General features: G+C 35.1%; 25 protein-coding genes, 1 pseudogene and 1 other annotated feature. Of the genes and pseudogenes, 22 read left to right on the top strand and 4 right to left on the bottom strand.

Annotated features, from left to right (window positions below):
* Positions 1-69: 69 nt before the first annotated feature.
* From KUA55_RS09955 to KUA55_RS09945, 3 genes are all read right to left on the bottom strand, one after another.
* Positions 70-957, bottom strand: coding sequence for a diacylglycerol/lipid kinase family protein (locus KUA55_RS09955; protein ID WP_218326036.1), 888 nt, complete (start codon positions 955-957; stop codon positions 70-72).
* Positions 958-1,055: 98 nt separating this feature from the next.
* Complete coding sequence (locus KUA55_RS09950) at positions 1,056-2,237, bottom strand: galactokinase (RefSeq protein WP_218326035.1); 1,182 nt, start codon at positions 2,235-2,237, stop codon at positions 1,056-1,058.
* A gap of 4 nt (positions 2,238-2,241) precedes the next feature.
* The gene (locus tag KUA55_RS09945) at positions 2,242-3,267 is read right to left on the bottom strand and encodes a galactose-1-epimerase (protein WP_218326034.1); all 1,026 of its coding nucleotides are present in this window, start codon (positions 3,265-3,267) and stop codon (positions 2,242-2,244) included.
* Between the two features lie 144 nt (positions 3,268-3,411).
* Here KUA55_RS09945 and KUA55_RS09940 point away from each other — a divergent pair, with 144 nt between their 5' ends.
* From KUA55_RS09940 to KUA55_RS09930, 3 genes are all read left to right on the top strand, one after another.
* A complete protein-coding gene (locus KUA55_RS09940; RefSeq protein ID WP_218326033.1) occupies positions 3,412-4,317 on the top strand; it encodes an AraC family transcriptional regulator in 906 nt (301 codons plus the stop codon).
* A gap of 143 nt (positions 4,318-4,460) precedes the next feature.
* Positions 4,461-5,966: a zinc ABC transporter substrate-binding protein AdcA gene (locus KUA55_RS09935; RefSeq protein ID WP_218326032.1), complete on the top strand. Its 1,506-nt coding sequence runs from the start codon at positions 4,461-4,463 to the stop codon at positions 5,964-5,966.
* 35 nt (positions 5,967-6,001) lie between these two features.
* A complete protein-coding gene (locus KUA55_RS09930) occupies positions 6,002-6,148 on the top strand; it encodes a hypothetical protein (RefSeq protein ID WP_218326031.1) in 147 nt (48 codons plus the stop codon).
* Positions 6,149-6,192: 44 nt separating this feature from the next.
* Here KUA55_RS09930 and KUA55_RS18725 read toward each other — a convergent pair whose 3' ends face one another.
* Positions 6,193-6,429, bottom strand: coding sequence for a GNAT family N-acetyltransferase (locus tag KUA55_RS18725; RefSeq protein ID WP_425514611.1), 237 nt, complete (start codon positions 6,427-6,429; stop codon positions 6,193-6,195).
* 365 nt (positions 6,430-6,794) lie between these two features.
* On the opposite strand from KUA55_RS18725, the gene KUA55_RS09920 reads away from it, so the two are divergent.
* The 19 genes and pseudogenes from KUA55_RS09920 (at position 6,795) to KUA55_RS09835 (ending at position 26,220) form a co-directional block, all read left to right on the top strand.
* Entirely contained in the window at positions 6,795-7,034 is a 240-nt protein-coding gene (locus KUA55_RS09920) for a hypothetical protein (protein WP_218326030.1), read from the top strand.
* A 153-nt stretch (positions 7,035-7,187) separates the two neighbouring features.
* Positions 7,188-7,631 (top strand): MarR family winged helix-turn-helix transcriptional regulator, encoded by a 444-nt coding sequence (locus KUA55_RS09915; RefSeq protein ID WP_218326029.1) that lies wholly within the window; start codon positions 7,188-7,190, stop codon positions 7,629-7,631.
* A gap of 19 nt (positions 7,632-7,650) precedes the next feature.
* Entirely contained in the window at positions 7,651-9,414 is a 1,764-nt protein-coding gene (locus KUA55_RS09910) for an ABC transporter ATP-binding protein (protein WP_218326028.1), read from the top strand.
* A complete protein-coding gene (locus KUA55_RS09905) occupies positions 9,407-11,158 on the top strand; it encodes an ABC transporter ATP-binding protein (protein WP_218326027.1) in 1,752 nt (583 codons plus the stop codon). The genes KUA55_RS09910 and KUA55_RS09905 overlap by 8 nt, the downstream gene beginning before the upstream one ends.
* A gap of 450 nt (positions 11,159-11,608) precedes the next feature.
* Positions 11,609-13,306 (top strand): annotated as a pseudogene (locus KUA55_RS18720) (bifunctional metallophosphatase/5'-nucleotidase); the annotation flags it as partial.
* Positions 13,292-14,257 carry a 5'-nucleotidase C-terminal domain-containing protein gene (locus KUA55_RS18715; protein ID WP_425514610.1) on the top strand — a complete coding sequence of 322 codons (966 nt, stop codon included), beginning with the start codon at positions 13,292-13,294 and terminating at the stop codon, positions 14,255-14,257. The pseudogene KUA55_RS18720 and the gene KUA55_RS18715, both read left to right, overlap by 15 nt.
* 75 nt (positions 14,258-14,332) lie before the next feature.
* Positions 14,333-15,214 carry a LysR family transcriptional regulator gene (locus KUA55_RS09895; protein ID WP_218326026.1) on the top strand — a complete coding sequence of 294 codons (882 nt, stop codon included), beginning with the start codon at positions 14,333-14,335 and terminating at the stop codon, positions 15,212-15,214.
* Positions 15,215-15,257: 43 nt separating this feature from the next.
* Positions 15,258-15,481: a binding site (T-box leader), on the top strand.
* A gap of 56 nt (positions 15,482-15,537) precedes the next feature.
* Complete coding sequence (locus KUA55_RS09890) at positions 15,538-16,743, top strand: MalY/PatB family protein (RefSeq protein ID WP_218326025.1); 1,206 nt, start codon at positions 15,538-15,540, stop codon at positions 16,741-16,743.
* Positions 16,730-17,827 (top strand): aminotransferase class I/II-fold pyridoxal phosphate-dependent enzyme, encoded by a 1,098-nt coding sequence (locus KUA55_RS09885; protein ID WP_218326024.1) that lies wholly within the window; start codon positions 16,730-16,732, stop codon positions 17,825-17,827. Before KUA55_RS09890 ends, KUA55_RS09885 begins: the two co-directional genes overlap by 14 nt.
* An 11-nt stretch (positions 17,828-17,838) precedes the next feature.
* Positions 17,839-18,747 carry a LysR family transcriptional regulator gene (locus KUA55_RS09880; protein ID WP_218326023.1) on the top strand — a complete coding sequence of 303 codons (909 nt, stop codon included), beginning with the start codon at positions 17,839-17,841 and terminating at the stop codon, positions 18,745-18,747.
* Between the two features lie 378 nt (positions 18,748-19,125).
* Positions 19,126-19,785, top strand: coding sequence for an amino acid ABC transporter permease (locus tag KUA55_RS09875; protein WP_218326022.1), 660 nt, complete (start codon positions 19,126-19,128; stop codon positions 19,783-19,785).
* The gene (locus KUA55_RS09870) at positions 19,766-20,437 is read left to right on the top strand and encodes an amino acid ABC transporter permease (protein WP_218326021.1); all 672 of its coding nucleotides are present in this window, start codon (positions 19,766-19,768) and stop codon (positions 20,435-20,437) included. The genes KUA55_RS09875 and KUA55_RS09870 overlap by 20 nt, the downstream gene beginning before the upstream one ends.
* Positions 20,437-21,183: an amino acid ABC transporter ATP-binding protein gene (locus KUA55_RS09865; RefSeq protein WP_218326020.1), complete on the top strand. Its 747-nt coding sequence runs from the start codon at positions 20,437-20,439 to the stop codon at positions 21,181-21,183. The genes KUA55_RS09870 and KUA55_RS09865 overlap by 1 nt, the downstream gene beginning before the upstream one ends.
* A 22-nt stretch (positions 21,184-21,205) precedes the next feature.
* On the top strand, positions 21,206-22,048 hold the full coding sequence (locus KUA55_RS09860) for a transporter substrate-binding domain-containing protein (protein ID WP_218326019.1): 843 nt from the start codon (positions 21,206-21,208) through the stop codon (positions 22,046-22,048).
* 143 nt (positions 22,049-22,191) lie between these two features.
* A complete protein-coding gene (locus KUA55_RS09855; RefSeq protein WP_218326018.1) occupies positions 22,192-22,824 on the top strand; it encodes a TetR/AcrR family transcriptional regulator in 633 nt (210 codons plus the stop codon).
* On the top strand, positions 22,824-23,192 hold the full coding sequence (locus KUA55_RS09850) for a hypothetical protein (protein ID WP_246601462.1): 369 nt from the start codon (positions 22,824-22,826) through the stop codon (positions 23,190-23,192). The genes KUA55_RS09855 and KUA55_RS09850 overlap by 1 nt, the downstream gene beginning before the upstream one ends.
* A 669-nt stretch (positions 23,193-23,861) precedes the next feature.
* Positions 23,862-24,530: a response regulator transcription factor gene (locus tag KUA55_RS09845; RefSeq protein WP_218326017.1), complete on the top strand. Its 669-nt coding sequence runs from the start codon at positions 23,862-23,864 to the stop codon at positions 24,528-24,530.
* The gene (locus KUA55_RS09840) at positions 24,527-25,432 is read left to right on the top strand and encodes a sensor histidine kinase (RefSeq protein WP_218326016.1); all 906 of its coding nucleotides are present in this window, start codon (positions 24,527-24,529) and stop codon (positions 25,430-25,432) included. Before KUA55_RS09845 ends, KUA55_RS09840 begins: the two co-directional genes overlap by 4 nt.
* A gap of 119 nt (positions 25,433-25,551) precedes the next feature.
* Complete coding sequence (locus KUA55_RS09835) at positions 25,552-26,220, top strand: ABC transporter ATP-binding protein (RefSeq protein ID WP_218326015.1); 669 nt, start codon at positions 25,552-25,554, stop codon at positions 26,218-26,220.
* The last annotated feature ends 5 nt before the right edge of the window (positions 26,221-26,225 follow it).

Here is a 26,225-nt window from a genome sequence, read left to right as displayed (position 1 = left end):
TAAACACTCATAAAAATTAAAGCGATTTCAAAATAAGTCTAATGAAAAAAACTCGAGACATGCTCGAGTTTAAGGAACTAGAATGGTTAATTTATGTTTTTGGACGTCAATTTCAATCGGTAAAGTACCGGCATCATCACCATCTATCCGAACTTTGATATCACTTTTCCCATGAATTTTTAGTTCTGATTCATGGAAATATTGAACAGTTGGAATTTTACCAATCTGTCCCCGCAAAACATTATGGAGATTCATTAAATACATCAAAAAATGCATGCGAGGTAAAATTGTAATATGCATCAAACCATCATCAGCTGTAGCTTCTCGGTCAAAATCAGGAAAGCCGCCAACCGAATTCGACATAGTAATGGCTAGAAGTTGGCAACTTTCTTGCCATTCTTTCTTTCCAGTAGAAAAACTCAATAAATATTTCTTCTTTTTCGCTAGCATTTTGACAAAATTTCTGACAAAAGGCCATTTACCATATTTTTGCTTTTCCTGTTGGGAAATGTTTGCTGCAGTGTCGGCTAAAATTCCGACAGTCAAACTAGAAAGCAAGACTTCTTTTTGATTGACTAAGGCATAATCGACTTTCTTTTGATGGCCAGCTAAAATGATTTCTGCCACTTCTTCAGGATCTTTTGGAATATCTAAAGCAGTCGCAAAATTATTTACCGTTCCTCCCGGTAGAATCGCAAATTGAAATTTGTCCATGTATTGGTCAAAGGCTTGGACAATATGTCGCAAGGTTCCATCGCCGCCCGTCATAACAATTGTATCGAAGTTTTCAGATACAGCTTTATTCGTTAAAGTTTTAGGATCAATTTTCGGCCCGGTTTCTGCTAGGTCGATGGTGTTTTCTGAGTTATTTTTTTCTAAGCTTGTTTTTAGATCTTCCGCTAAATGTTTGCCGGTGTCTTTGCCGGAGCTTTGATTATAAATAATTAAAATCTTCATTTTTATCCCTCCATTATTTACCAACAAGTTTCAAATTAAGACTAGCACAAGCAATCAAAAAGAACCAACCGCAAGCCTTGCGATTGGTTCAAAAAAGTTTATAAAGCTAGCTGATTGATTTTGGTAGTTCCATTTCCGATATGCGCAACATAAAAATCTGCCTCATAACCGATAACATCCAGATATTTTGACCCGACATTTTCTTCGAAAGCTGGAATTTCACTTTCTTTTACGAGCGCGATGGCGCATCCGCCAAAACCAGCACCAGTCATTCGAGCTCCTAAGACACCATCTTGTTTTTGGGCTGTTTCTGCTAGCGTATCTAGTTCAATGCCAGTAACTTCATAATCTTCTTTCAAAGATTGATGTGAGGCGTTCAATAATTTTCCAAAAGCACTCAAATTACCTTGAACCAATTCATCTTTGGCGATTAAAGTTCTTTGATTTTCTGTTACTGCGTGGCGCGCTCGTTTAATTAATGTTTCATCAGCAATTAAATCCGTGTTGGCTTCAAAAGTTGTTTCGTCCAAATCACCTAGAGCCTGAATATCTAATTTTGTTTGTAAGCGGCGTAGGGCTTCTTCACATTCACTGCGGCGCTCATTATATTTTGAATCAGCTAATTCTCGGCGTTTATTGGTATTCATAATGACAATCGCATAATCATCTAATTTTACTGGCACCATTTCATAGGCTAAAGTATTGGTGTCTAACAGAATCGCTTCATCAATTTCACCAAAACCAATCGCAAATTGATCCATGATCCCAGAGTTTACACCGATAAATTCATTTTCAACTTTTTGTCCTAATTTTACTAATTCCAAACGGGTAGTATCTAAGTGAAATAAATCCTCTAAAGCTACCGCTGCTAATAATTCCAATGAGGCACTTGAAGAAAGTCCAGCACCGTTTGGAATCGTGCCAGAAACTAATAATTCAAAGCCAGTATCAATCTTGTGACCAGCCTCTATTAATTTCAATACGATGCCTTTAACATAATTTGCCCAACTATCTTTTTTATCAAAGCTCAAATTATCGATTGAAAAAGAAATGACACCAGCGTCAGGAAAGTTTATCGAATAAACTTTGACTTGATCATCTGTTCTTTTAGCTGCTACTCCAGTCGTGCCAATCGTGATGGACGCAGGGAAGACATGCCCACCGTTGTAGTCAGTATGTTCCCCGATTAAATTAATCCGACCCGGAGAAAAATATTGATTAGTTTTTTTTGCGCCAAATATTTCATTAAATTTAGTTGTTAATTCTGTGTTGATTTTCATATGCTTACTCCTTAAAGTTTATTTTGTATTCAGTAATGGTTTCTTTAGGAAAATCTGCCGGTAGAACAATGTTTCCAAAGCTTGAAAAACGTTCAGCTCCAGGAGCAAATTGGGTTTCAAAAGTCAAGCCTTGATGGCGGCCAACTTTTTTTCCTCTCATTAAATAGTAGTCCTTACCAAAATTACCGCTAAATAGAACAACTGTTGGACGATCGGTAAATAATTCGATGGCCAACTTTTCATCTGGACTAGTTAATTTTGCTTGCATAAAACGTAAACCCGTTTGCTTGAAAAAGAAGGGATGATCAATGCCATCAACGATTTCCGATTGTGGTTGACGGCTGTTAAAGAAGTCGATGATTTTCTTTTCTTGTTGAAAATCAAACGGAGTCCCTCTTACGTCGGCTTTTGTTCCGTCAGTAATCCCGCTATTAATGATCGGTGCGAAACTATTGCTATTTAAATAGAGACTGTGTTGATCGATAGTCTCACTTAAATCACCAGATAAATTAAAGTAAACGTGGTTGGTAGGATTAAACAGAGTCGCTTCATCTGTCACACCACGAGTTGTTACTCGCCAAAGATTGTCCCTAGTCAAAGTATGACGAACTTCCACTTCTAAATTTCCCGGAAAACCGTGAGTACCATCTGGGCTAGTTAAACGAAATAAAACCGATGCTTCATTCTCACCATTTAAAATAGTATACTCCCATTTAGCACTTTCAAATCCTGGCATTCCACCGTGCAAGTTATGAGGACCACTGTTTTGGCTGACTTGATAAGTTTTTTCGGCAATATTAAAACGGCCATTGGCAATTCTTCCGGCTGTCCGACCAATTGTCGCCCCGATAGTCAAATCGTTGTCTAAATATTCTTGCGCCGAATCAAATCCCCAAACCAATTCTCGATTTAAGGCTTTTAATGAAACAATTCGTGCCCCTAAATCAGAAACGGATAATTCCACCCCATTTTTGTTTTCAATTGTAATTAAATGGTAATCTTGCCCAAAATCTGTTTCTTTTATCTGCATGCTTTATTTTCCTCCCAAAAGTCATTTCGGATTAATTATAAACTAACAAGAAATCGTTTTCTATTGTAGATACTTGTGTGACTATCATTTAACTTTTTGTTGCAAAAGTCAAAAATTTTGCTAAGCTGAAATTGAGGTGACGATATGGAACGAGCAATATTTTTACGAAAAGATAAAAAGCAAATAAACGGGGATTTGGTCTTTGATTTTTGTGGTGTTTCTCAAACGATGCCTTTCCATTCTTTTGGTCCAGCAATCCGCGAAAATTTCGTTTTACATGTTGTTTTGGAAGGAAAGGGTATCTATCAAGTCAAAGATCAGCAATTTCAACTGGAAAAAGGCGATTTATTTTTGGTTCGTCCAAATGAATTAACTTTTTATCGCGCCGATGGTAAAAATCCTTGGTTATATGCGTGGATAGCTTTTAGTGGGGAAAGTGCGGAAAAAATTATTCAAGAAACATTACTAAAAAAGAATGCTTATACGATGAAGACCAGTAAAATGCAACAATTTGTTCAATACATTTTAAATTGTCTCAGTTTTCAACAAAATGATTTATCAAGTGAATTACAGTTAAATGCGATTACCAATCAATTTTTAGCAGAACTATTACAGGACCAAGGGCATATCTATTTCGCTGAGGAAAAAATTTACTCGCCATTGACTATAGAAGCAATGGAGTACATCCAAAAAAATTATCAAAAAGATATTACGGTGACTGAAATTGCCGAGGCGTTGTCAGTCAATCGCAGCCATTTATCTAGAGTTTTTAGTAATCACTTAACTACGACGATTAAAGATTATTTGACAGGTGTCAGGATAAATCAAGCCGCTTTTTTATTATCCTTTGGAGAAGATTCGATTGAGACAATTTCAGAAGCGGTAGGATTTAACAGTTTAGTAGTTTTTTCTCGGGCCTTTAAAAAAAGTACCGGCGAAACCGCTAGTCATTATCGAAAACGAATGAAAGAAAATCAATTTCAAGATGTTTCATTAGATCGTTTAAAAATCCAATTGGAGCAACAAAAAATTATTTCTAGAGCGACTTAAAATGAATGTTCATTCATATATGCAAATATTTTTAAAGATATTTGCGAAAATAGATTGACAAGCAAAAGTTTTTTCAGTAAAATCCTCGAGAACAAATCGTAAGCATTACATTTTGTTCAAATAAAGCGTAATGGGGAATAAGAATGAAAAAATTAGTTTTGTCAGGAATTATTTTATTGACGGGGATATTATTAACTGCTTGTGGCAGTAATCAAACGGAAACTGAAAAGTTGCAGGTTATGACTTCTTTTTATCCGATGTATGATTTCACTAAAAATATTGTGGGAGATGTTGGCGAAGTAGAATTATTGGTACCTGCAGGCACGGATGCTCATGATTACGAGCCTTCAGCTAAAAAGATGGCGCAATTACAAGAATCCGATGTCTTTGTTTACAATAATGAAAATATGGAAACTTGGGTGCCGGATGTTGAAACAACTTTAAAAGAAGGCGATGTTAAAATCATTAAAGCCACAAAAGATATGGTTTTATTACCTGGCAGTGAAGAAGAGGGTCACGATCATGATCATAGCGAAGCCGGTCATAGCCACGAATTGGATCCTCACGTTTGGCTTTCACCAAAATATGCAGCCAAACAAGTCGCAATTATTCGAGATCAATTAAGTGAGGCGTATCCTGAACAAGCCAATCAATTTAATGAAAACGCAGAAAAATATTTAGCCAAGCTTACCGATTTAGATCAAGCTTATACGGAAAAATTATCCACTGCTACGCAAAAAAACTTTGTCACTCAACATACTGCTTTTAGTTATTTAGCATTAGACTATGGGTTAAACCAAGTTTCTATTTCAGGTATTTCATCGACTCAAGAACCAACAACAAGTCGTTTAGCCGAGCTAAAAAGTTACGTAGAAGATAACGATTTGAAATATATTTATTTTGAAAAAAATGCCTCAGATAATGTCGCCCGTACTTTAGCCGATGAAACTGGGCTAGAATTATTGATCTTGAATCCGTTGGAAGGTTTGACAAAGGAACAAACTGAAGCTGGTGAAGACTATGTTTCCATCATGACTGAAAATCTAGACAATTTAGCAAAAACAATTAATCAAGAAACCACTTCTAAAGCACCAGAAAAGCAAGTTGAAAAATCTGTTTATAATGGCTATTTTGCTGATGAAGATGTAGAAAATCGTCCACTGAGTAATTGGTCAGGAAAATGGCAGTCTGTTTATCCTTACTTAGAAGATGGTACGTTAGATCAAATATTTGATTACAAAGCCAAATTAAAACAAGATAAAACGGCTGAAGAGTATAAAGAATACTATACTACCGGCTATCAAACCGATGTTGAAAAAATTGAAATCACTAAAGATACTATGAAATTTACTAAAGCAGATGGTACATCTGAAGAAAGTAAATATCAAACTAAAGGTTACCAAATATTAGATTATGAAGCTGGTAATCGTGGCGTTCGTTATTTATTTGAAGCAGTCGATAAAAATTCACCTTATCGTTATGTACAATTTAGTGATCATAGTATTACTTCAAGTGATTCTGGTCACTTTCATATTTATTTTGGCGCTGATAGTCAAGAAGCATTATTAGCTGAAATGGATCACTGGCCGACTTATTATCCAGAAAAAATGTCTGGTATCACAATTGCGCAAGAAATGATGGCCCACTAAAATATGGTATAATTATCTAAAAAAGAGGTGCAGCCATGAAAGTTGAAGTCCGAAATAAAGATTTTAAATACAGCTTAGAATTTTCAGAGAAACGTCTGCAAAAAATGGTGACCATTGTTTGTTGCACAGTGATTATCAAAAATCTATTGAAGTATGAAATGTTGAAAGATAGACAGGCATAGTGCCCTGTCTATTTTTTTAGCGAATTTTTGAATAAAGGAAGTTGTCAAAATATTTTCCGTCTTTGAAGATACTTTCCCGCATTTTCTAGAACTTTTGAAGAAGCTTGGTTATAAGCAAAGGGACGAGCGTAAATGCGATGAACAGTAGTTTTTAAAAATAATTCATCAATAAAATCAATAATAACTTTAGACATAATGCCTTGATTACGATAATCTTTTCCAAGCCAATAAGCAATTTCAGCATTATTTAGATAAATATCAGAATCAAAAAAAGCACCGATACACCCAGCAATTTACTGATTTATGTGAATACTTCTGACATATTCTTTTTGATCGTTACTCTCTGCAAAAAAATCCACCATTTTTTCACAGTCGGCTAGATTTTTAGGAAAATTATTACTCATGTTTTGGTATAAAACTATATCATTTGATTGATGAAAGAAAAGTTCACCTTCATTTTTTTCCAACGAGCTAATTTAAATTTTTCCATAATGTACCTCCCGAGATATTTATCATTAGTATACAGGTCTGGATTTTGTAACAGAAGATTTATTTTCTATTAATAGAACAAAACTCTTAAGCAAACTAATTTTGCTTATTTGTCAGCCATGTTATTATGATGAAAATCATTAAAGGAATGACAGTTATGACCAATCAAGAAGCAACTATTTGGCTGAAAAATTTTTATCAAAAAAGCAATTCCATCCAATATAATCCTTTTAACAATCCAGACTCTCAACTAGAGGAATTCTCATCAATAGAGACTCAAATGCAAATTGCCACTGAAGATTTTGGCATATCGTTGGAAGCAGCTAAAAATGCCCATCGCGAAATGCTTAAGCAAGAAATTTCTTTCAAGGTATTTGAAAGCTATCATTTTTTCTAAGGAAAAAGTGGTAGTTTTTTTATGCTTATAAGTATAACTAGTATGGATTTCTTTATGCCTAAAAAAATAAAGAAGTTGAATACTTTTTCTTGACTTTCATGAAAATTTCCTTAATATAGTTAGCGGGGTAACTAATATTTTTGGAGGTGACATATGATAGGCAAACATAGTGAAGTTGGCTTTGAATTACGGGAGTTAATGATTCTATTGAGTCGAGTGATTGATCAGGAAGCTGCGGCGCGGAATGTAGATAAACTAAAGGGTCCGCAAGCTTGGGCACTGGGATTTATTAAAAAAAATGATCATCGTGCGATCTATCAGAAAGATATCGAAGAAGAATTATCTATTAGAAAACCAACTGCCAGTCGTTTAATTGATCGAATGGAAAAGAATGGTTTTGTGAAAAGAATTCCTTCCATAGAAGATAAGCGCTTAAATCAGATTGTCTTAACTAAAAAAGCTGAAAAAAATATGAACCAAATTGATGATTTAGTCCAAACGGTTGAGGGACGATTGAAAAATGGTTTGACTGAAGAAGAAGTTCAAACTTATTTAAAAATCACTAGAAGAATCAAAAAGAATTTAGAAAATAACTAAAGATTTAAGGAGATTGTGTATGTTCAGATTATTTAATAAAACAAGCAAAATGGAACGGCTGTTAGTCATCATCAGCTTTTTATTTATTTTGCTGCAAGTCGGATTAGAATTAAAAATTCCCGATTACATGTCAGATATTACCCGCTTACTACAGGAGCCGGGGACTAAGACTGGAGATATTTTGACACCAGGATTTAAAATGATTGGATTGTCATTAGCAAGTTTCGCGGCATCAATTATTGTTGGTTATTTTGCGGCACGGATTGCAGCGGGTTTAACGATGCGCATTCGAGGAGAAGTTTTCCAACAAGTCACCGACTATTCAACTAGCGAGATTCAACATTTTTCTGTGCCTAGTTTAGTCACGAGAACTACGAATGACTTAACACAAATTCAAATGTTGATTGCGATGGGTCTGCAAGTCGTTATCAAAGGTCCAGTTACAGCAGTTTGGGCAATTACTAAAATTGCTGGACAAAATTGGCAGTGGACAGCAGTTACTGGAGTGGCCGTTTTCTTCCTATTGGTAATGTTGACATTGATTATGGTCTTTGTTCGTCCTAAATTTGCGATGGTGCAAAGTATTACCGATAATTTAAACGGTATTACCCGAGAAAACTTAATTGGTATTCGGGTAGTTCGGGCTTACAATGCCGAAAAATATCAAGATGCAAAATTTGAAGGTGCCAATAATGAATTGACGGCGGTGAACTTATTTGCCGGTCGGATGATGTCTATGTTCAGTCCGGTCATGACACTGGTTTCTAGCGGATTGACTTTAGGCGTATATTGGATTGGGACATTCTTGATTCAAGATGCCGTAGGTATGGATAAATTGACTGTGTTTTCTAACATGGTGGTCTTTACTTCTTATGCTATGCAAGTAGTGATGGGCTTTATTTTGATGACGATGATTTTCTTCATTTTACCAAGAGCTTTAGTTTCTGCTCAACGGATTAATGAAGTGTTAGACTTACAACCATCGATTCAATTTACTGATAAAGAAGTTGAAACAACTGATGTAAAAGGGAAGATTGATTTTCGTAATGTCACTTTTGCGTACCCAGATGCCAAAAATCCAGTTTTACATGATGTGAATTTTAGCGCCATAGCTGGTCAAACAGTTGCCTTTATCGGTTCAACTGGTAGTGGTAAAAGTACGATTTTGAAATTAATTCCACGATTGTTTGAAATTTCAAAAGGTAGTTTAAAAATCGATAATCACGATGTAAAAGAATATCCGCAGGATGAATTAAACGATATTATCGGTTACATTCCACAAAAACCAGTGCTGTTTTCTGGAACGATTCGGTCAAATATGGAAATGGGAACCAGTAAAGCTTATCCATTAGATGATGAAAAAATCAATCGTGCCTTAGAAATTGCTCAAGCGAAATCTTTTGTTGATGAAGAACCTGAGGGCTTAGATGCAAATGTAGCCCAAGGCGGAACCAATTTTTCAGGTGGACAAAAACAACGGTTGGCGATTGCCCGAGTAATTGCCCGTGAGCCAGAGATTTTAATTTTCGATGATTCATTTTCTGCTTTGGATTACCAAACTGACCAAAAACTTCGGAGTATTTTAAAAGAAGAATTGCCCGAGACTACAAAATTAATTGTGGCACAAAGAATCAGTACGATTATGGATGCCGATTTGATTATTGTTTTAGAAGAAGGTCACGTTGTTGGCTCTGGTACTCACAAAGATTTATTAGCGAAAAATCAAGTCTATCAAGAAATTGCTTATTCACAACTATCTAAGGAGGAATTGGCCCATGAATAAAAAAAATAATAGCCATTTAAACTGGGCAAATATTAAAAAATATGCCGGCCAGTATACAATTCCTTTTATCATTGCAGTAATTTTTGCCACAGTTGGCAGTATTACGACAATTTTAGGACCTGATCAATTAAGTGAAATTACCAACACGATAACTGCGGGGTTAACTGGAGATATTGATACTGATAAAATCGTTCGCATCTGTATTTTCTTAGCAACATTGTATGGAATCGGCGCAGTGATGAGTTATGTTCAAGGTTTTATTACGACAACGATTACCCAAAAATTCTCTAAAAAATTACGGACGCAAGTATCCGAAAAGATTGATCGTTTACCTTTACAATATTTTGATTCTCATAAACAAGGGGATACTTTGTCACGGGTAACCAATGACTTAGATACAGTTGGGCAAAGTTTGAATCAAAGTTTAGGTTCATTGGCACCTTCAGTCACTTTATTAATCGGTTCAGTCATTATGATGTTCCATAATGACTGGATGTTAAGTTTGACTGCAATTATTTCTGTCTTTTTAGGATTTGCGGCAGTGGTTTTAATTTTATCAAAATCACAAAAGCATTTCAGTGGCCAACAACGAAAACTTGGTGCAGTCTCAAGTTTTGCAGAAGAAGTTTATTCAGGTCACAGTGTCATTACGACTTATAATGCCAAAAATGAGGTTAATGAGGAATTTGGCAAATTAAACCAAGATTTATATAGTAGTGTATGGCGGGCCCAGTTTTTATCAGGTATTATGCAACCAATGATGAGCTTTATCGGAAACTTTGGTTATGTAATGGTCTGTGTAGTTGGTTCAGTCTTAGCTCTAAATGGTACAATTACTTTTGGTGTGGTTGTAGCCTTTATGATTTATGTGCGAATTTTTACCAATCCATTGGCACAATTAGCCCAAGTATTTTCTACTTTACAATCAGCTAGCGCAGCTTTAAGTCGCGTGTTTGAATTCTTAGATGAAGAAGAAATGGCTGATGAATCTTATAAAAAAGTTCAATTACAAGATACGATTGGCAATGTCCATTTTGATCATGTATCATTCGGTTACAATCAAGACCAAACGATTATCCATGATTTTTCAGTCGATGCCAAAGCTGGTGAAAAAATTGCGATTGTTGGTCCAACCGGCGCCGGTAAAACGACAATTGTAAATCTATTAATGAAATTCTATGAAGTCAATCGTGGAAAGATATTGATTGATGGAAAAAGTACTGGCGATATGACACGTGAAGAAGTCCACGACCAATTTTGTATGGTTTTACAAGATACTTGGTTGTTTGAAGGAACAATAAAAGAAAATTTGATTTTCAACCAAGAAGGCGTGACAGATGAAGCTGTCATCGATGCATGTAAAGCAGTTGGGATTGATCATTTTATTAATACTTTGCCAAAAGGATACGACACTGTTTTAGATGATAGCATTGAGTTATCTGTTGGACAAAAGCAATTAATGACAATTGCTCGTGCTTTAATTAAGCAAGCACCAATGTTGATTTTGGATGAAGCAACAAGTTCAGTTGATACTCGAACAGAAGAACTCATTCAAAAAGCGATGGATAAATTAATGGAAGGTAAAACTTCTTTTGTGATTGCTCACCGACTATCTACAATTCGCAATGCGGATAAAATTTTAGTTATGAATCATGGCGATATCATTGAACAAGGGAACCATGAAAAATTAATGGCTGAAGGCGGCTTCTATGCTGATCTATATAATAGCCAGTTTGCTAAATAATTTTGGTGCACTTGAGAGCTTGGCTCTCAAGTGTTTTTTTGTCTCCAAACGCTCAATAAAAAACATATGATATTTTTTTCTAGTAGAAATGAGATATTTTATACTTGTCACAACTCAGTTATAAAAAGACAGTTAGATCAATATTTTTTGGAATAAATCTCTTTTTATTTATTTAATTAGTATATATATTATGGATTCGTCGACATAAATATAAAAATTAAAATAACTAAATTTTAAGTTATAATAATTTGGAAAACCCTTTCAAAATAGGGAGGAAATTGGTATTCTTATTTTAGACAAAAAATATTGTCAGGAGGATTTTTTTTGAAGAAAATGAAAAATAATTTTAAATTAGGAATGACGCTTACAACAGGAATATTATTATTTGTGGGTGGAATTATTTACCAAGGTCAAGAGGCTCAGGTAGCTGAAGCGGCAGTAAGTAATGGAAAGTTGACGATTTTAGGTACGTCAGACGTTCATGGACAATTATGGGATTGGTCTTACGAAGACAATAAAGAAGTACCTGTAGGTTTATCTCAAGTAAGTAGCACAGTAAATAAAATTCGTAAAGAAAATGCAAATGGTGTGGTATTAATCGATAATGGGGATATGACACAGGGCACGATTATGACCGATGATATTTACAACAAAGACAAATTTTCAGAACCAAATCCGATGATTAAAGCCATGAATTATATCGGTTATGATTCTATGACTTTAGGAAATCACGAGTTTAATTTCGGTTTAAGTTTAATCGATAAAATTCAAAAAGAAGCAGAATTTCCTATTCTAGCAGGAAATATTTATCAAAAAGGGACGAACACGCGCTTTGTAAATGGTACAACGATAAAAGAAATAGATTTTGATGGCGATAATCAAATAGATTTAAAAGTGGGAATTTTAGGTTTAGTGACTCCTCATATTCCGAAATGGGATGGCGCAAAAGTTGAAAGTTTAGATTTTAAACCTTTAAAAAGCGAAGCTGAAAAATCAGTTAAAGAACTAGAAGAGCAAGGTGCTGATATTGTGGTAGCTTCAATCCATGCTGGTCGGCAAGATACCGATCCGGCGGCGGCTGCAGATGAAGTAATAAAAAATGTTTCTGGTATCGATGCTTATATCTTAGGCCATGACCATAGTTCTTATGCATTAAAAGTTGCTGGACCAAATGGTGAAGTGCCAGTAGCAGGACCGAAAGATACTGGGACAGAAATGATTCAAATTGATTTGAATGTAGAAAAGAATCAAGATGACTGGCAAGTTTCAAATAGTGAAGCAAAAATTGTTGATACAACCACAGAACCTGCTGACGAAAAATTAAAAGATGCAACCAAAGAATATCACGAGACTACAGAAGCTTATATCTCTGCTGTGATTGGGAAAGCTTCAGGAGATTTCTTACCGCCACAAACAATTAAGGGGATTCCTGAAGCACAACTACAACCAACAGCCATGATTTCTTTGATTAATAATGTACAAAGAGAAGCGACGGGCGCTCAATTGGCGGCTTCTGCTTTATTTAAAAGTGATAGTGCCTTGCCGGCAGGAGATTTGACTTATTCCAATGTTTTTGATATTTATAAATATCCTAATACATTAGTTAGTGTGAATATTACTGGTGCAAATTTATTGAAATACATGGAAAATCAAGCTGCTTATTACAATACGCCTGAGGAAGATGACTTAACCATTAGTTTTAATAAAGATATTCGCGTCTATAATTATGACATTTTTTCAGGAATTGACTATAAAATAGATATTTCCAAAGGAACAGGCAACCGAATTATTAATCCAACAATAGCAGGAAAAGCAATCGATCCTGCAGCGAATTATTCGATTGCCATGAATAATTATCGCTATGAAGGCTTACTAGCTGCGGGAATCGTAACTGAAGCCCCATTAGTATCGACTGATCCCGAAACTTTGCGAGGATTAATTACCGAATATATCAAAAATAAAAAAGTTATTTCACCTGAAACCGAAATTGAAAAAAACTGGGAAGTAATTGGTTATAATTTTGATTCAGATTGGCGCAATGCAGCGATTGAATTAGTCAATAGTGGTAAAATTACCGTCCAAAATTCAGAAGATGGCCGCACACCAAATGTTAAAGCTATTACTAAGCAAGATGTGATTGATGCTGGTGTGACACCAGTGGTAGATGAAATTATCTTAAAAAGTAATCCTTATTTGTTCAATGGTGTAAGAGAAAATATTAGCACCAGAGAAACTAATCTAGGAAATCTAATCGGTGATGCGATGCTTAGTTATGGGCAGACCGGCTTTACTGGCGGAGTTTCTGATTTTGCGGTGATTAGTAGTGACAATATTCAAGCAAGCATTGAAAAAGGTCAGGTAACTGCCAATAATGTCAAAGCCGTTTTACCGGAAGAAAAAAATATTTCACAAATTAAAGTAAGAGGTGCACAAGTTCAAGAAATGTTTGAGTTAGCGCTAGCAGCAGATGTGCAAAAGGATGTTTCAGGATCAGTTATTTTAGATGATTATGGACAACCAAAACTAAGTGTTAATCATCATTTCCTACAGATTTCTAACTCGATTCGGATGTATTATGACACAAATAAAACGGCGACAGTATTGGCATCAAATCCAGATAACACAACTGGAAAAAATATTGTTGGGGATCGTGTGTTAGCAATTGAGGTGTATAATCAAGATAGTAAAAAATTCGAAGCATTAAAAGCAGATAAAGAATATAGAATGGCTTTCAATGATTCGTTGACTTCCGACTTTACAACTTTAAATGGTGAAAAAGAAGTTGGCCCAACTTTAACTACTATTTTAACTAATTATTTGAAAACACCTGAATTAGATTTAGAAGCGTACGATAAAGAGTTTGCGAACAGTCGCATTATCTCGATTTCTGAAGCGAATTATCGGAAAATGTTGCAACCAGAAGAAGAGAAGAAAAACGATCTGCTTTTATTAGATACAACTCCAAAAAATAATCAACAAAAACCATATAGTATTTTGCCAAAAACCAACGAAGAAGTCGCAGCCTATGCTGGAATTGGTATTGTTCTGATTTTTGTATCAGGCTATGGTTTGTATCGTCGCAATAAAAAAACAGTTTAACAATTAATCACTAGAAAGCTTGTCTTTCTAGTGATTTTTTCTTTATAATAAAAAGAAACTGTTTGGGAGAAAAAAATGGAATTAAGAAGTTATCGTTATTTTTGGACAATTGCCGAATATGGCAATATCACCAAAGCGGCGCAAGCCTTACATATTACACAACCAACTTTAAGTCGTCAGCTAAAAGAAATGGAAGAAGAATTAGCGACGCCTTTATTTATCCGCGAAAATAAACGTTTAATATTAACTGATGCAGGTCGCTATTTAAAACAGCGGGCAGAGGAAATCATCGAGTTAACTGAACGAACAGAACAAGAATTTTTACATCAACGACAAGAATTATTTAGTGGACATATTAGTATTGGGTGTATCGAAGGAGATAATTCAGATACTTTGGCAATGATACTAGAGGAATTTTTATCTGATTATCCGCAAGTCACTTTTAATATTTTCAGTAATACCAGTGATGAAATCAGTGATAAATTAGATGCAGGTTTGTTAGATGTCGCCATTTTAATTGAACCAGTACCGACAGAAAAATATCACCGCTTGCCGTTACCGCGAAAAGAAGTTTGGGGTATTTGGGTAGATCAGACCGCCTTTATCAGTCAAAATAAAGTTTTAAAACCTAAAGATATTATTGGTTTGCCTTTAATTATGCCACAAAGGCCGGAGCCGCAAAAATTATTAGCAGATTGGGCGGGGACAACGATTGATGAACTGAACATTCGCGGGAATTTTAATTTGAGTTTTAATGTTTTTTCTTTAGTTGAAAATCATATTGGTGCAGCTTTTGGGATTAGTGGCGTAGAATTACATCATCGTACAGGAACTACAAAATTTATACCATTGGATCCTCCAATCTCTACCTATAGCGTCTTTGTTTGGAAAAAACATCGTGTGAATTCGGCGGTAGTTGATGGATTTATTAAAAGAATGCAAGAATCCTTCCAATAATTTCTCTTGACAAAGATGGGAATAAGATTATAATTTCATTAAATAATAAACGTTGAAGAGAAGAGTAGCAGATGAAAGGCAAGCAAAGAGAGCCCGGTTGGTGAGAAAGGGTATTGTGAGTAGTCGGTGAAGATGAGCTCTGAGTTTTTAGCAAGTTCACGCTTGTTAGACGGTTGTGACCGATATTTCACCGCGTTTCATTTGGAACGGCTGAGGTATTTTTATAATACAAATTTGGGTGGTAACACGGATTATTTCGTCCCTTTGTCTATGATGACAAAGGGGCGTTTTTTTTATTTAAAATTTGAAAGGTGGCAGTAAAAATGAACACAGCAGAATTTATTGAGACTTATTATACAGAACGAAATAATACCAATTCGTTGAAGGTTGATGCTTTACAAGAACGTTACGGAGATGCTGGTTTATTACCTTTATGGGTAGCAGACACTGAATTTTCAGTACCGGAAACGGTAAAAAATGTTTTAAGTGAGCGTATTGCCCATGGTATTTTTGGTTATTCAACCGTACCAGTAGATTATTTTAAAGCTTATGATGGTTGGCAAAAACGTCACGCGGGAACCCAATTTCAAGCTGAGTGGTTACATTTTTCAACGGGTGTTGTTCAAGCGCTATATGATTTAATTGATTGCTTTACTGAAGAGGGAGATGCTGTTTTGGTTCAGCCACCAGTCTATTATCCGTTTTATCATGCGATTAGCGACAAAAAAAGAAGCTTGGTAACAAATCCCTTGATTTTAAATGATGGGATTTACCAAATTGATTTCGCTGATTTTGAAACAAAAATTCGGGACAACAAAGTAAAATTATTTATTCTCTGTTCTCCTCATAATCCCGTTGGACGGGTTTGGCAAAGAGAGGAACTAGAAAAAGTTTTGGCAATTTGCGAGAAATATCAAGTGTTAGTCATTGCTGATGAGATTCATTCAGATTTAATTTTATCCAATCAACAGTTTACCTCGGCTATTACGGCAGCTAGCAACTTAAAATCGTTAATTGTTTGCAATGCACCATCGAAAACTTTTAACATGGCGACTTTATTAAATGCCCACATCTGGATTCCCAGTAAAAATAATCGAGAAATTTTCGCAGAGTGGTCCAGTAGAAATAAACAAACGGAAAACAGTTCGTTAGGACAATTGGCAGCCAAAACCGCTTATCAAACTGGAGACGAGTGGCTGCAAGCATTTTTAGGTGTGATTGAAGAAAATTATCATTATGTTAAAGACCGTTTACAAACTGAAATTCCTGAAATTTTTGTGGGTGAGTTACAAGGAACCTATCTTTTGTGGTTAGATTTAAGTCAGTGGATTCCTAAAGAAAAAGTCAAATATTATATTCAAGATAAAGCACAATTGGCGATTGATTACGGAGAGTGGTTTTCTGAAGATTGTAAAAGCTGTATCCGAATTAATTTAGCTACTTCACCTAAAAATATCAAAATTGCTGTCGACAGATTAATCGTGGTAGATCAGCTAAAAAAAGGAGTAGACAATCATGACAAAATTTAAATTAGCCACTCAATTAGCCCAAATCGGCAACAAATCAGATCAACAAACAGGTGCTATTAGTGCACCCATCTATTTATCAACTACTTTTGCTCATCCAAAACTTGGAGAAAGTACAGGATTTGATTATACTCGTACGAAAAATCCTACCCGTGATATTTTAGAAAGTGGTCTAGCCGAATTAGAAAACGGTGCCGGTGCAGTTGTCACCAGCTCTGGTATGGCGGCAGTTCAATTAATATTTAATTTATTTCCAAATGGTAGTCAATTTTTAGTTTCCCGGGATCTATATGGTGGTAGCTACCGTTATTTTGATGATCTGGCTGAGCGGAAAGTTGCTTCTTTCCATTATTTTGATGATTTAGAAAGTTTTGAAAAACAAATTTCACCGGCTATTACGGCTGTTTTTTTGGAAACACCGACGAATCCATTAATGCAAGAAGTATCGATTGCCAAAGTTGCTGCTCTAGCTCACGAAAATGATGCGCCATTGATTGTGGACAATACATTTTTAACACCATTAGGGCAACGTCCATTGGATTTAGGTGCTGATATCGTTCTTCACTCGGGAACCAAATTTTTAACTGGACACAATGATATTTTGGCGGGGGTAATCATCAGTAAATCTAGTGAATTAGCAGAAAAATTGACCTGGCTATCCAATACGACAGGCCCCACTTTATCAAGTTTCGATGCCTGGCTGTTTATTCGCAGTTTAAAAACTTTTAAATTACGTTTTGAAGAACAAGAAAAAAATGCAAAAAAAGTTGCCCAAGCACTAGCTAAAGTCAAACATTTAAAAGCGCTGATTTATCCTGATAAAGGTGCGATGATCAGTTTTAAAGTGGCAGATGAGAATAAAATCAGTCAATTTCTACAAAAATTAGCAGTAATTACTTACGCGGAAAGTCTTGGCGGTGTAGAAAGCTTGATTACTTATCCAACCACTCAAACTCACGCCGACATTCCGCAAGAATTGCGAGAATCCTACGGGTTAACTGCAGATTTATTGCGCTTATCAGTAGGAATTGAAGATAGTGATGATTTGATAGCTGATTTAATCGAAGCCTTAAAAGTATTTGAATAGGAGTAAATAAAATGAATTTACAACATTGTCGATACGTGATTCAAATTGCTAAAGCTGGTAGCTTTAGCCAAGCCGCCAAAGATTTATTTGTGACCCAACCAAGTTTATCCAGTGCAGTCAAAGATTTAGAAGGTGAATTAGGGATTTCATTGTTTACTCGCTCTAAGTCTGGGGTATTGCTGACTGAAGAAGGCAGTGATTTTTTAGTTTATGCCCATCGTATTTTAGCGCAAGTTTCAATGCTAGAAAATCATTACCAAGGAGAGAAACAGAAAAGTTTTATTGTGGCCAGTCAGCATTACGATTTTTTATCTCAACCATTTTTGAAAGTAACCAACAAGTTTCAACAAGAGATTCAAAGTTTTCAATTAATCGAGACGACCACTAAGAGAATTTTAGAAAGCTTACGGGATTTTGAAAGTGAGGTAGGGATTATCTACTTAGATCAGAAAAACCAGCAAACCTTAACTAGATATTTTAAACAAGAAAAGCTTTCTTACGAAGTCCTTGGTGAATTTAAAACCCAGATTTTTTTACGCCGGGACCATCCATTGAGTACTAAGAAAACCATTCAGTCTAATGATTTAAAAGAGTTTCCACAAGTGCGTTTTATTCAAGAAGAACAAGGATTTAGTCATTTTGATGAAGATCCGCTAGAAATCAATAAGAATCAGATTAGTCTATATACAAATGATCGTGGAACGTTGATGAATCTTTTAGCAGAGTCTGATGCATATGCGTCTGGTTTAGGAATAGTAGCAGGTTTCATCAAAAAAGAAATTATTTTAAAACCTTTTGGCGATAGTTTAACTCATCAATTGATTGCAGTGACTAATTCGCAACGTAAGAAAAGTTCTGCAGCGATTGAATTCATTTCAGAAATAAAAGAAATTCTATCTATTGATTTATCTTATAGATAGACATAGGTGTTTTTTATAATTCGATAAAACAGCTAAAAAAAGCTAATTTTACTTATAGATGAGTTATTTTTAAGTTTGACAAAAGTTTTCTTAGGATTATAATATGATTAGTAAATAATTAAAAATGTTGAAGAGAAGAGTAACTTAAAAAAGCCCATAACAGAGACCTCGGCAGGTGAGAAAGAGGATAGAGATTTTTTGAGTGAAGATGAGCTCGGAGTTTTCTAAATAGTTGACGCTTTTTAGACGGTAGTCACCGTTAACTGACCGCACTTCGTTTGGAGTGGTCGAGGTATATATTATACAAGAGTGGTTTAGCGAAAATTCGTCTCTTTGTCAATGATGGCAAAGAGATTTTTTTATTGGAAGGAGGAACAAATGGATTTTGCAATTATTAAAGAAAATATCCCCCAATATGTGACAGCTATGAAAATCACGCTTGGGTTGGGTTTGGCGGGAATTGTTCTATCTATTATTATCGGTTTTTTGATTGCCTTGGTTCGCTATTTTAAAGTCCCCCTAATCAATCGATTAGCAATCATGTATACAGAATTATCCCGGAATACACCATTGCTAATTCAAATTTTCTTTCTATATTATGGACTACCAAAAATTGGTTTACCGATTGATAAAAATGTGGCAGCCATTATCGGTTTAACTTTTTTAGGTGCGGCCTACATGGCGGAGTCTTTCCGTAGTAGTTTTGAGTATGTACCGAAAATTCAAATTGAATCAGGAAAATCGATTGGCTTTAATCAGTATCAACTTACGAAAGAAATTATTTTACCGCAAGGATTGCCGTTAGCAGTACCTAGTATTGGTGCTAACTGTATTTTCTTATTAAAAGAAACTTCCGTATTTAGTGCGATTGCCATCATGGATTTGACCAATACGACTCGTGATTTAATTGGGATGTTTTATATGACTCGGGAATTTTTATTTATGCTAGTCATAAGTTATGCAGTACTTATTTTGCCGATTGTACTACTTATTTATTTGTTAGAGAGGAGTGTGGGCTATGAAAATCGCCGGGTATGAACTCCTTTTTCAAGGCAGTAATTTTACTAGATTGTTAGGTGGTGTTTGGGAAGTTGTAAAAATTTCGGCCATCTCTTTAGTGTTAGGTCTAGCAATTGGTATTGTCTTTGGCATGATACGAACCAGTCGCAATCCATTTATTCGAATTATCTTTAAACTATATTTGGAAATTTTCCGAATTGTACCGCTTTTAGTTTTATTATTTCTTTTCTACTATTTATTGCCAGAAATGTTTAATTGGCAAATATCAAATCAAACCGTCTCGATTTTGGTTTTTGTTTTATGGATATCGGCGGAAATGAGTGATTTGACTCGTAGTGCATTGGAAAATGTCAGTCAGAATCAAATTGAAATTGGGAAATCTCTTGGCTTTAATCGGATCCAACTGTATCAGGAGATTTTGTTGCCGCAAGGATTAAAAACTATTATTCCTACCACCATCAATTTAGTCACGCGAGTGATAAAAACCACCAGTTTACTAATGATGATAGGTGTCACGGAAATGATTCGAGTAGGTCAACAAATTATTGAAAACTACACGATTGAGGTGCCTACTGCAAGCCTGTGGATTTATGGCATTATCTTTTGTATTTATTTTATTTTATGCTATCCCTTAAGTAAATTCGCCAGTTATTTAGAAAGGAGCAGCTAATGTCCGAAGCACTTTTATCTGCATATAAAATTGTCAAAAAATTTGGCGATAAAGAAGTTTTATCAGAAATTAATTTAACTATCCAACCAGGAGAAGTAGTGGCTATATTGGGTCCCTCAGGCAGTGGGAAAAGTACTTTACTCCGCTGTTTAAATGGTCTAGAAACCATTACTTCAGGAGAAATATTTTTTAAAAATCAGCAATTACTATTAACAGAAAAAAATTGGCAGAAAGTCCGACCAGAAATCGGAATGGTTTTTCAAAGCTACGATTTATTCCCCAATAAAACGGTTTTAGAAAATCTCAAAGTCGGCCCAGTTAAAGTTCAAAATAGAAAAGCAGCAGAGGTTGAAAATGAAGCCTTGGAGTGGCTAGATCGTGTAGGTTTAAGAGACCGGGCCAATGATTATCCCCGCCAACTTTCTGGGGGTCAAAAACAACGAGTAGCAATTGTCCGTAGTTTGGTAATGAATCCTAGCTTGATGCTATTTGATGAAGTAACAGCGTCGTTGGATCCAGAAAATGTCCGAGAAGTGTTAGAAGTTATTTTGGAACTTGCGGAAACAGACAAAACGCTATTGATTGTCACCCATGAAATGGCTTTTGCTAAACAAGTTAGCGATCGTATTATTTTTATGGCGGATGGGGAGATAGTCGAAGAAGCCGCTACTGAGGAATTTTTTGAAAATCCCCAAACAGAAAGAGCGATTACGTTTTTAAGAAGTCTCGACTTCTCTAAATTATAAAAAAAGAAAGTAGGATGTAAATATGAAAAAGAAATTTTTAGGTGCCGTTTTAGCAACAGTTGCGTTGGGAGCGTTAATTATTAGTAGCAATCAACCAGTCCAAGCAGCAGAGAATAAATCTTCTGTTTCAGCTATTAAAAAGCGTGGGAAATTACGAGTAGCCGTTTTTGGTGACTTATCTCCGTATGGTTATTTAGATGACGAAGGAAATCATCAAGGATACGATGTTTATCTGGCAAGACAATTAGCAAAAGATTTAATCGGCAGTGAAGACGATGTAGAATTTGTCACAGTTAACGCGGAAGAACGAGTCGACGCTTTAAAATCAAATAAGGTTGATATTGTTTTGGCCAATTTCACGAAAACTCCAGAGCGGGAAAAAGTAGTTGATTTCGCTAAACCATACATGAAAGTTGGGATTGGTGTTGTTTCCAAAAAATCTGATGCTATTACTAAAGCCAGTCAATTAAAAGGCCAAGATTTAATCGTCACAAAAGGAACCACTGCCGAAACTTATTTTACAAAAGAACAACCAGAAGTAAACTTGGAAAAATTTGACTCAAAAAGTCAACAATTCCAAGCATTAACAGATGGTCGAGCAGATGCACTAGCAGATGACAATACTTATTTATACGCTTGGGTCAAAGATAATCCTGATTATGAAGTAGGGATCAAAGAAATCGGGGAAGTATCAACAATTAATCCTGCAGTCAAAAAAGGTAATAAATCATTATTAAAATGGACCAATAAAGAAATCACTAAGTTAGATAAAGATGGCTTTTTTGAAACCGCATATGATGAAACTTTAAAACCATTTTTTGGTGAAGAGATTAAAGCTTCTGATGTGATTATTACAGATAATTAAGAAATTATAGACTTAATAAGCAAAAAGGTTAACTACTTAAAAATCACTCGAGAAAGTCAATTTAATTCTTTTTTGACAAGTGATCGATTGTTCACTATAATAATGGTGAACGATCGATCACTATATTTTTTGAGGAGGATATTATGCCAAAAAATAAAACGCGGGATACGAAGGAAGTTATTCTATTAGTTGCATTAAAGTTATTTTCTGAAAAAGGCTATGATGGGGTCGGCATTAGAGACATATCAAAAGAAATCGGAATCCGAGAGAGCGCTATATACAAACATTACAATAATAAGCAAGACATTTTTGATTCAATTCTCAAAGATATCGAACGTCGTTATCAAGAAGAAGTTTCTACTTTTATGCCTCCTGAGAGCATGACCAATATCTTTTCAAAAGAAAATGATCTCAGAGAGGAATTATTCCGCATCAGTATTACAATGTTCCAATTCTATCTCAAAACAGAATATGGTTCGCAATTACGTAGAATGCTAACTATAGAGCAATATAGAACAACAGAAGCAGGTAAATTTTTTCATGAATTGATAATAGACAATGGTTTAGATTATATATCAGGTGTATTTACTAATTTAATAAAAGATGAAATTTATCTTGATGTTGATCCAATGATTATGGCAGTGCAGTTTTATTCACCTCTTTATTTATTGCTATCTAAATACGACAATCAGCCCGAAAAGTATGATGAAGCCCTAATTTTTTTAGAAAAACATATTAGACAGTTCAATGCAATCTATTTAAGTAGTGATAAATAATGAAGGGAATTGGAATATTGATAGTGGAGTGGATTATTACCGGTTTGATTGTTTATGCGGGATTATCGAATAAACAAATATTATTCATCAACGGACCAAGAACAGCAGTGATTACTTTGGGCATAATCGGATTTGCAATGTGTATGATAATGCCGACCATCGGTAAGTTTATAAGTAACGCTCCAATGCATCCTCTCACAATTGTGGGCTACATTTTTGGTGTAATCCCGTTGGTAATTACAGTCGTACAAATGTTCAAATGGAATATTCCCATTATCTATGATTCAAAAACTGCACTTTTTATTGTTGCTGGTTGCATTATCTTAAAGTCGATCATTGGTAGATTCGCACCATTAATAGTAAAGTAAATTTAAATAACACTATTACTACAAAGAATACTAAAGGTTATGTTTATTTTCATGCGCTGACAGAAAATGACACCAAAGTTTTTGAGAAGCCAGTCCCTTTTACTTTTAAAGCTAATCTTCAAATCATACGATTGATTTAATCAGAGAAAATTATCAATCCAGAATCTAATGTGAAAAAATTTTTTTATCGTCAAATATCAAGATGGATCCGTTATGGAACTCGCTAAAACAGAATCTTACACTGATGAAATTGGGGAATTGTTCTCAGTACGAAGCAAAGTTTTAGCTGGTTACACTTTCAATAGAAGCATTGTTAATAGAGATAGTCGAACGCAACCTTATTATGTAGGCAGACATACAGAAGAGTCATAAGAAATAATTTTTTGTATATAATGCAACAGTGCGAGGTGGTTCTATTCTAAGGACAGATAGACAACAATTGGAACGTCAACATCATCAGTGACCCAGCCAAGCAACTGGTATTAAAACCAAATTAATGTTGATTGTTTTAGGTGGATTTGTTTGGTATCGGAAGAAAAGAGCAAATTAAGTTTTAATTACCAAGGATCTTTAAATAGGTTCTTGGTTTTTTTGGGTAAATATAAAGCAGTCAAATAATCAAATTATTTCCATGATATAATAATTGAATCAAATGAAAGTTGAGATCACATGGACAAAATATTGATTGTAGAAGATGATCGGGCGCTTAGTGAAGGTGTATCAATTGCTTTAAAAAATTTGGAAATTCAAATAATTCAATCTAACAACTTAGCTGATGCTGAAACTGTTCTTATAAATCAAGGAATAGATTTAGTTTTACTAGATATTCATCTACCTGATGGTAACGGCTTAGAATTTCTAAAAAAAATCAAACATAGTTTCAATATACCCGTGATATTGTTGACGGCTAATGATACTGAAATGGACATTGTTTTAGGCTTAGAATATGGCGCCAACGACTACATTACCAAACCTTTTAGTCTGGCAGTTTTGCGAGCGCGAGTTAACACCCAATTGCGACGTAAGCAAGAGAAAAAACAAGAATTATTTGTGATGGATGAGTTCGTTTTTGACTTTAATAAAATGATTTTTTCTAAAAATAAACAGTCTGTTGAACTAAGCAAAACAGAGCAAAAACTATTACGGATTTTAATCGAAAATCGTGGAATTACCGTTATGCGGGAAAAGTTATTGGATCAAGTTTGGGGCAACGAGCAAGAATTTATTGATGGCAATACCTTGTCGGTGACTATTAAGCGACTCAGAGACAAGTTGGATGCGGTGGAGGAAATAAAAACAATTTATGGGCTTGGATATAGTTGGCGGTGGGATAAATGATTTTAAATCTATTGTTTTGGTGCATGGTAATTATTATCTGCTTACTCATAATTTTATTTTGGCAACGATGGCGGTTTAGAAAAATGTTAAATCGCTTGTCTCAAATGCTAGTGAAAGCTAAAGAAGGTACATTTAATGAAGCTAATTATGATGAAAGCATATTGTCTTCGATTGAAAGTCAAATGAAAGAGTATTTAACTACTTCGGTCAGTTCCACGGAACAAATGGCGCATGAAAAAGAGAAAATTAAGCGATTAATTTCTGATATTTCCCATCAGACCAAGACACCTGTGACAAATTTATTATTGTATTCGCAGTTATTGGCAGAGCAAGCAGACCTATCTACCGAGAATCAAAAATATCTTACACAAATAAGTCAGCAAACTGAAAAACTGAACTTTTTAATTACTACTTTGATTAAATTGTCTCGTTTGGAAACAGGAATTTTAGCTTTACATCCGCAAAAGACGGCAATTTTACCAATGCTAAAAGAAGTGCAATTACAGTTCAACGAAAATGCGCAACAAAAAAATATTCAAATCATTCTTGAAAATACCCAGGAAGAAGCAATTTTCGATCAGAAGTGGACGACTGAAGCGCTAGCGAATATTGTTGAAAATGCCATCAAATACACAGCTGATGATGGGAAGATTACGATAAAAACGACAGCCTATGAATTTTTCTGCCGAATTGATATTACAGACACTGGGATTGGAATTTCTGAAAAAGAATTGGCTCAAATATTTACTCGTTTTTATCGTTCAAGTTCAGTGGCAGATAATGAAGGCGTAGGGATTGGTTTATACCTAACAAGGCAGATCTTAGCTGCCGAGAATGCTTATCTGAAAGTTGACTCAAAACTTGAAGAAGGCAGTACTTTTTCAGTTTTTTTAGTGAAATAAGTAATTCTTACAAACTTGTTAGATTTTATTGTAGTGGAGAAAGATTCTGGTAAGTTTTATTTGTTAAAGTCTGAAGTGTAGAGAAGCACTTACAGACTTTTTTTATGGGGGTTTTAGAGATGAATATTTTAGCGACAAGAGGACTTACAAAAACTTACGGGACTGGCGATACAATGGTTCATGCGTTGGAGGATGTCAATCTGACAATCACTAAAGGAGAATTTGTAGCAATCGTTGGTACATCTGGTAGTGGGAAGTCCACTTTGTTACATATGTTAGGTGGATTGGATCAACCAACTAGTGGGAGTGTCAAAGTGGATGGTGTTGATATTTTTAAATTAAAAAAAGAAGCATTAATCATTTTTAGACGGAGAAAGATTGGCTTTGTTTTTCAAGATTATAATTTGGTGCCGGTTTTAAACGTTTACGAAAATATTGTTTTACCAAGCCAACTAGATGGCTATGCACCTAAAGCTGAATATATTGATAGTATTATTGAGACGTTAGGTCTGACTTCAAAATTACAAAATTTACCCAATCATTTATCAGGCGGTCAACAGCAACGAGTAGCAATTGCCAGGGCCTTGTCTACTCAACCAGCCATTTTATTAGCTGATGAGCCTACTGGAAATTTAGATTCAAAAACTAGCCAAGATGTTTTAGGTTTGTTGAAAGTTAGCAATCAAAAGTATAATCAAACGATTGTAATGATTACCCACAATGAAGAGATTGCCCAATTAGCTGACCGGATTCTTCGGATCGAAGATGGTCAGTTAGTGGAACAATAGGGGGG

The sequence above is a fragment of the Enterococcus alishanensis genome, from assembly GCF_019218635.1.
GTDB classification, from domain to species: Bacteria; Bacillota; Bacilli; order Lactobacillales; family Enterococcaceae; genus Enterococcus_A; species Enterococcus_A alishanensis.
The sequence above is the reverse complement of the archived record's forward strand: the minus strand, read 5'-3'. Positions and strand labels throughout refer to the sequence as shown.

Coding starts and splice junctions, on each gene's coding strand:
- KUA55_RS09955 (WP_218326036.1), bottom strand. CDS start 957: ATGAAGATTTTAATTATTTATAATCAAAGCTCCGGCAAAGACACCGGC.
- KUA55_RS09950 (WP_218326035.1), bottom strand. CDS start 2,237: ATGAAAATCAACACAGAATTAACAACTAAATTTAATGAAATATTTGGC.
- KUA55_RS09945 (WP_218326034.1), bottom strand. CDS start 3,267: ATGCAGATAAAAGAAACAGATTTTGGGCAAGATTACCATTTAATTACA.
- KUA55_RS09940 (WP_218326033.1), top strand. CDS start 3,412: ATGGAACGAGCAATATTTTTACGAAAAGATAAAAAGCAAATAAACGGG.
- KUA55_RS09935 (WP_218326032.1), top strand. CDS start 4,461: ATGAAAAAATTAGTTTTGTCAGGAATTATTTTATTGACGGGGATATTA.
- KUA55_RS09930 (WP_218326031.1), top strand. CDS start 6,002: ATGAAAGTTGAAGTCCGAAATAAAGATTTTAAATACAGCTTAGAATTT.
- KUA55_RS09920 (WP_218326030.1), top strand. CDS start 6,795: ATGACCAATCAAGAAGCAACTATTTGGCTGAAAAATTTTTATCAAAAA.
- KUA55_RS09915 (WP_218326029.1), top strand. CDS start 7,188: ATGATAGGCAAACATAGTGAAGTTGGCTTTGAATTACGGGAGTTAATG.
- KUA55_RS09910 (WP_218326028.1), top strand. CDS start 7,651: ATGTTCAGATTATTTAATAAAACAAGCAAAATGGAACGGCTGTTAGTC.
- KUA55_RS09905 (WP_218326027.1), top strand. CDS start 9,407: ATGAATAAAAAAAATAATAGCCATTTAAACTGGGCAAATATTAAAAAA.
- KUA55_RS09895 (WP_218326026.1), top strand. CDS start 14,333: ATGGAATTAAGAAGTTATCGTTATTTTTGGACAATTGCCGAATATGGC.
- KUA55_RS09890 (WP_218326025.1), top strand. CDS start 15,538: ATGAACACAGCAGAATTTATTGAGACTTATTATACAGAACGAAATAAT.
- KUA55_RS09885 (WP_218326024.1), top strand. CDS start 16,730: ATGACAAAATTTAAATTAGCCACTCAATTAGCCCAAATCGGCAACAAA.
- KUA55_RS09880 (WP_218326023.1), top strand. CDS start 17,839: ATGAATTTACAACATTGTCGATACGTGATTCAAATTGCTAAAGCTGGT.
- KUA55_RS09875 (WP_218326022.1), top strand. CDS start 19,126: ATGGATTTTGCAATTATTAAAGAAAATATCCCCCAATATGTGACAGCT.
- KUA55_RS09870 (WP_218326021.1), top strand. CDS start 19,766: ATGAAAATCGCCGGGTATGAACTCCTTTTTCAAGGCAGTAATTTTACT.
- KUA55_RS09865 (WP_218326020.1), top strand. CDS start 20,437: ATGTCCGAAGCACTTTTATCTGCATATAAAATTGTCAAAAAATTTGGC.
- KUA55_RS09860 (WP_218326019.1), top strand. CDS start 21,206: ATGAAAAAGAAATTTTTAGGTGCCGTTTTAGCAACAGTTGCGTTGGGA.
- KUA55_RS09855 (WP_218326018.1), top strand. CDS start 22,192: ATGCCAAAAAATAAAACGCGGGATACGAAGGAAGTTATTCTATTAGTT.
- KUA55_RS09850 (WP_246601462.1), top strand. CDS start 22,824: ATGAAGGGAATTGGAATATTGATAGTGGAGTGGATTATTACCGGTTTG.
- KUA55_RS09845 (WP_218326017.1), top strand. CDS start 23,862: ATGGACAAAATATTGATTGTAGAAGATGATCGGGCGCTTAGTGAAGGT.
- KUA55_RS09840 (WP_218326016.1), top strand. CDS start 24,527: ATGATTTTAAATCTATTGTTTTGGTGCATGGTAATTATTATCTGCTTA.
- KUA55_RS09835 (WP_218326015.1), top strand. CDS start 25,552: ATGAATATTTTAGCGACAAGAGGACTTACAAAAACTTACGGGACTGGC.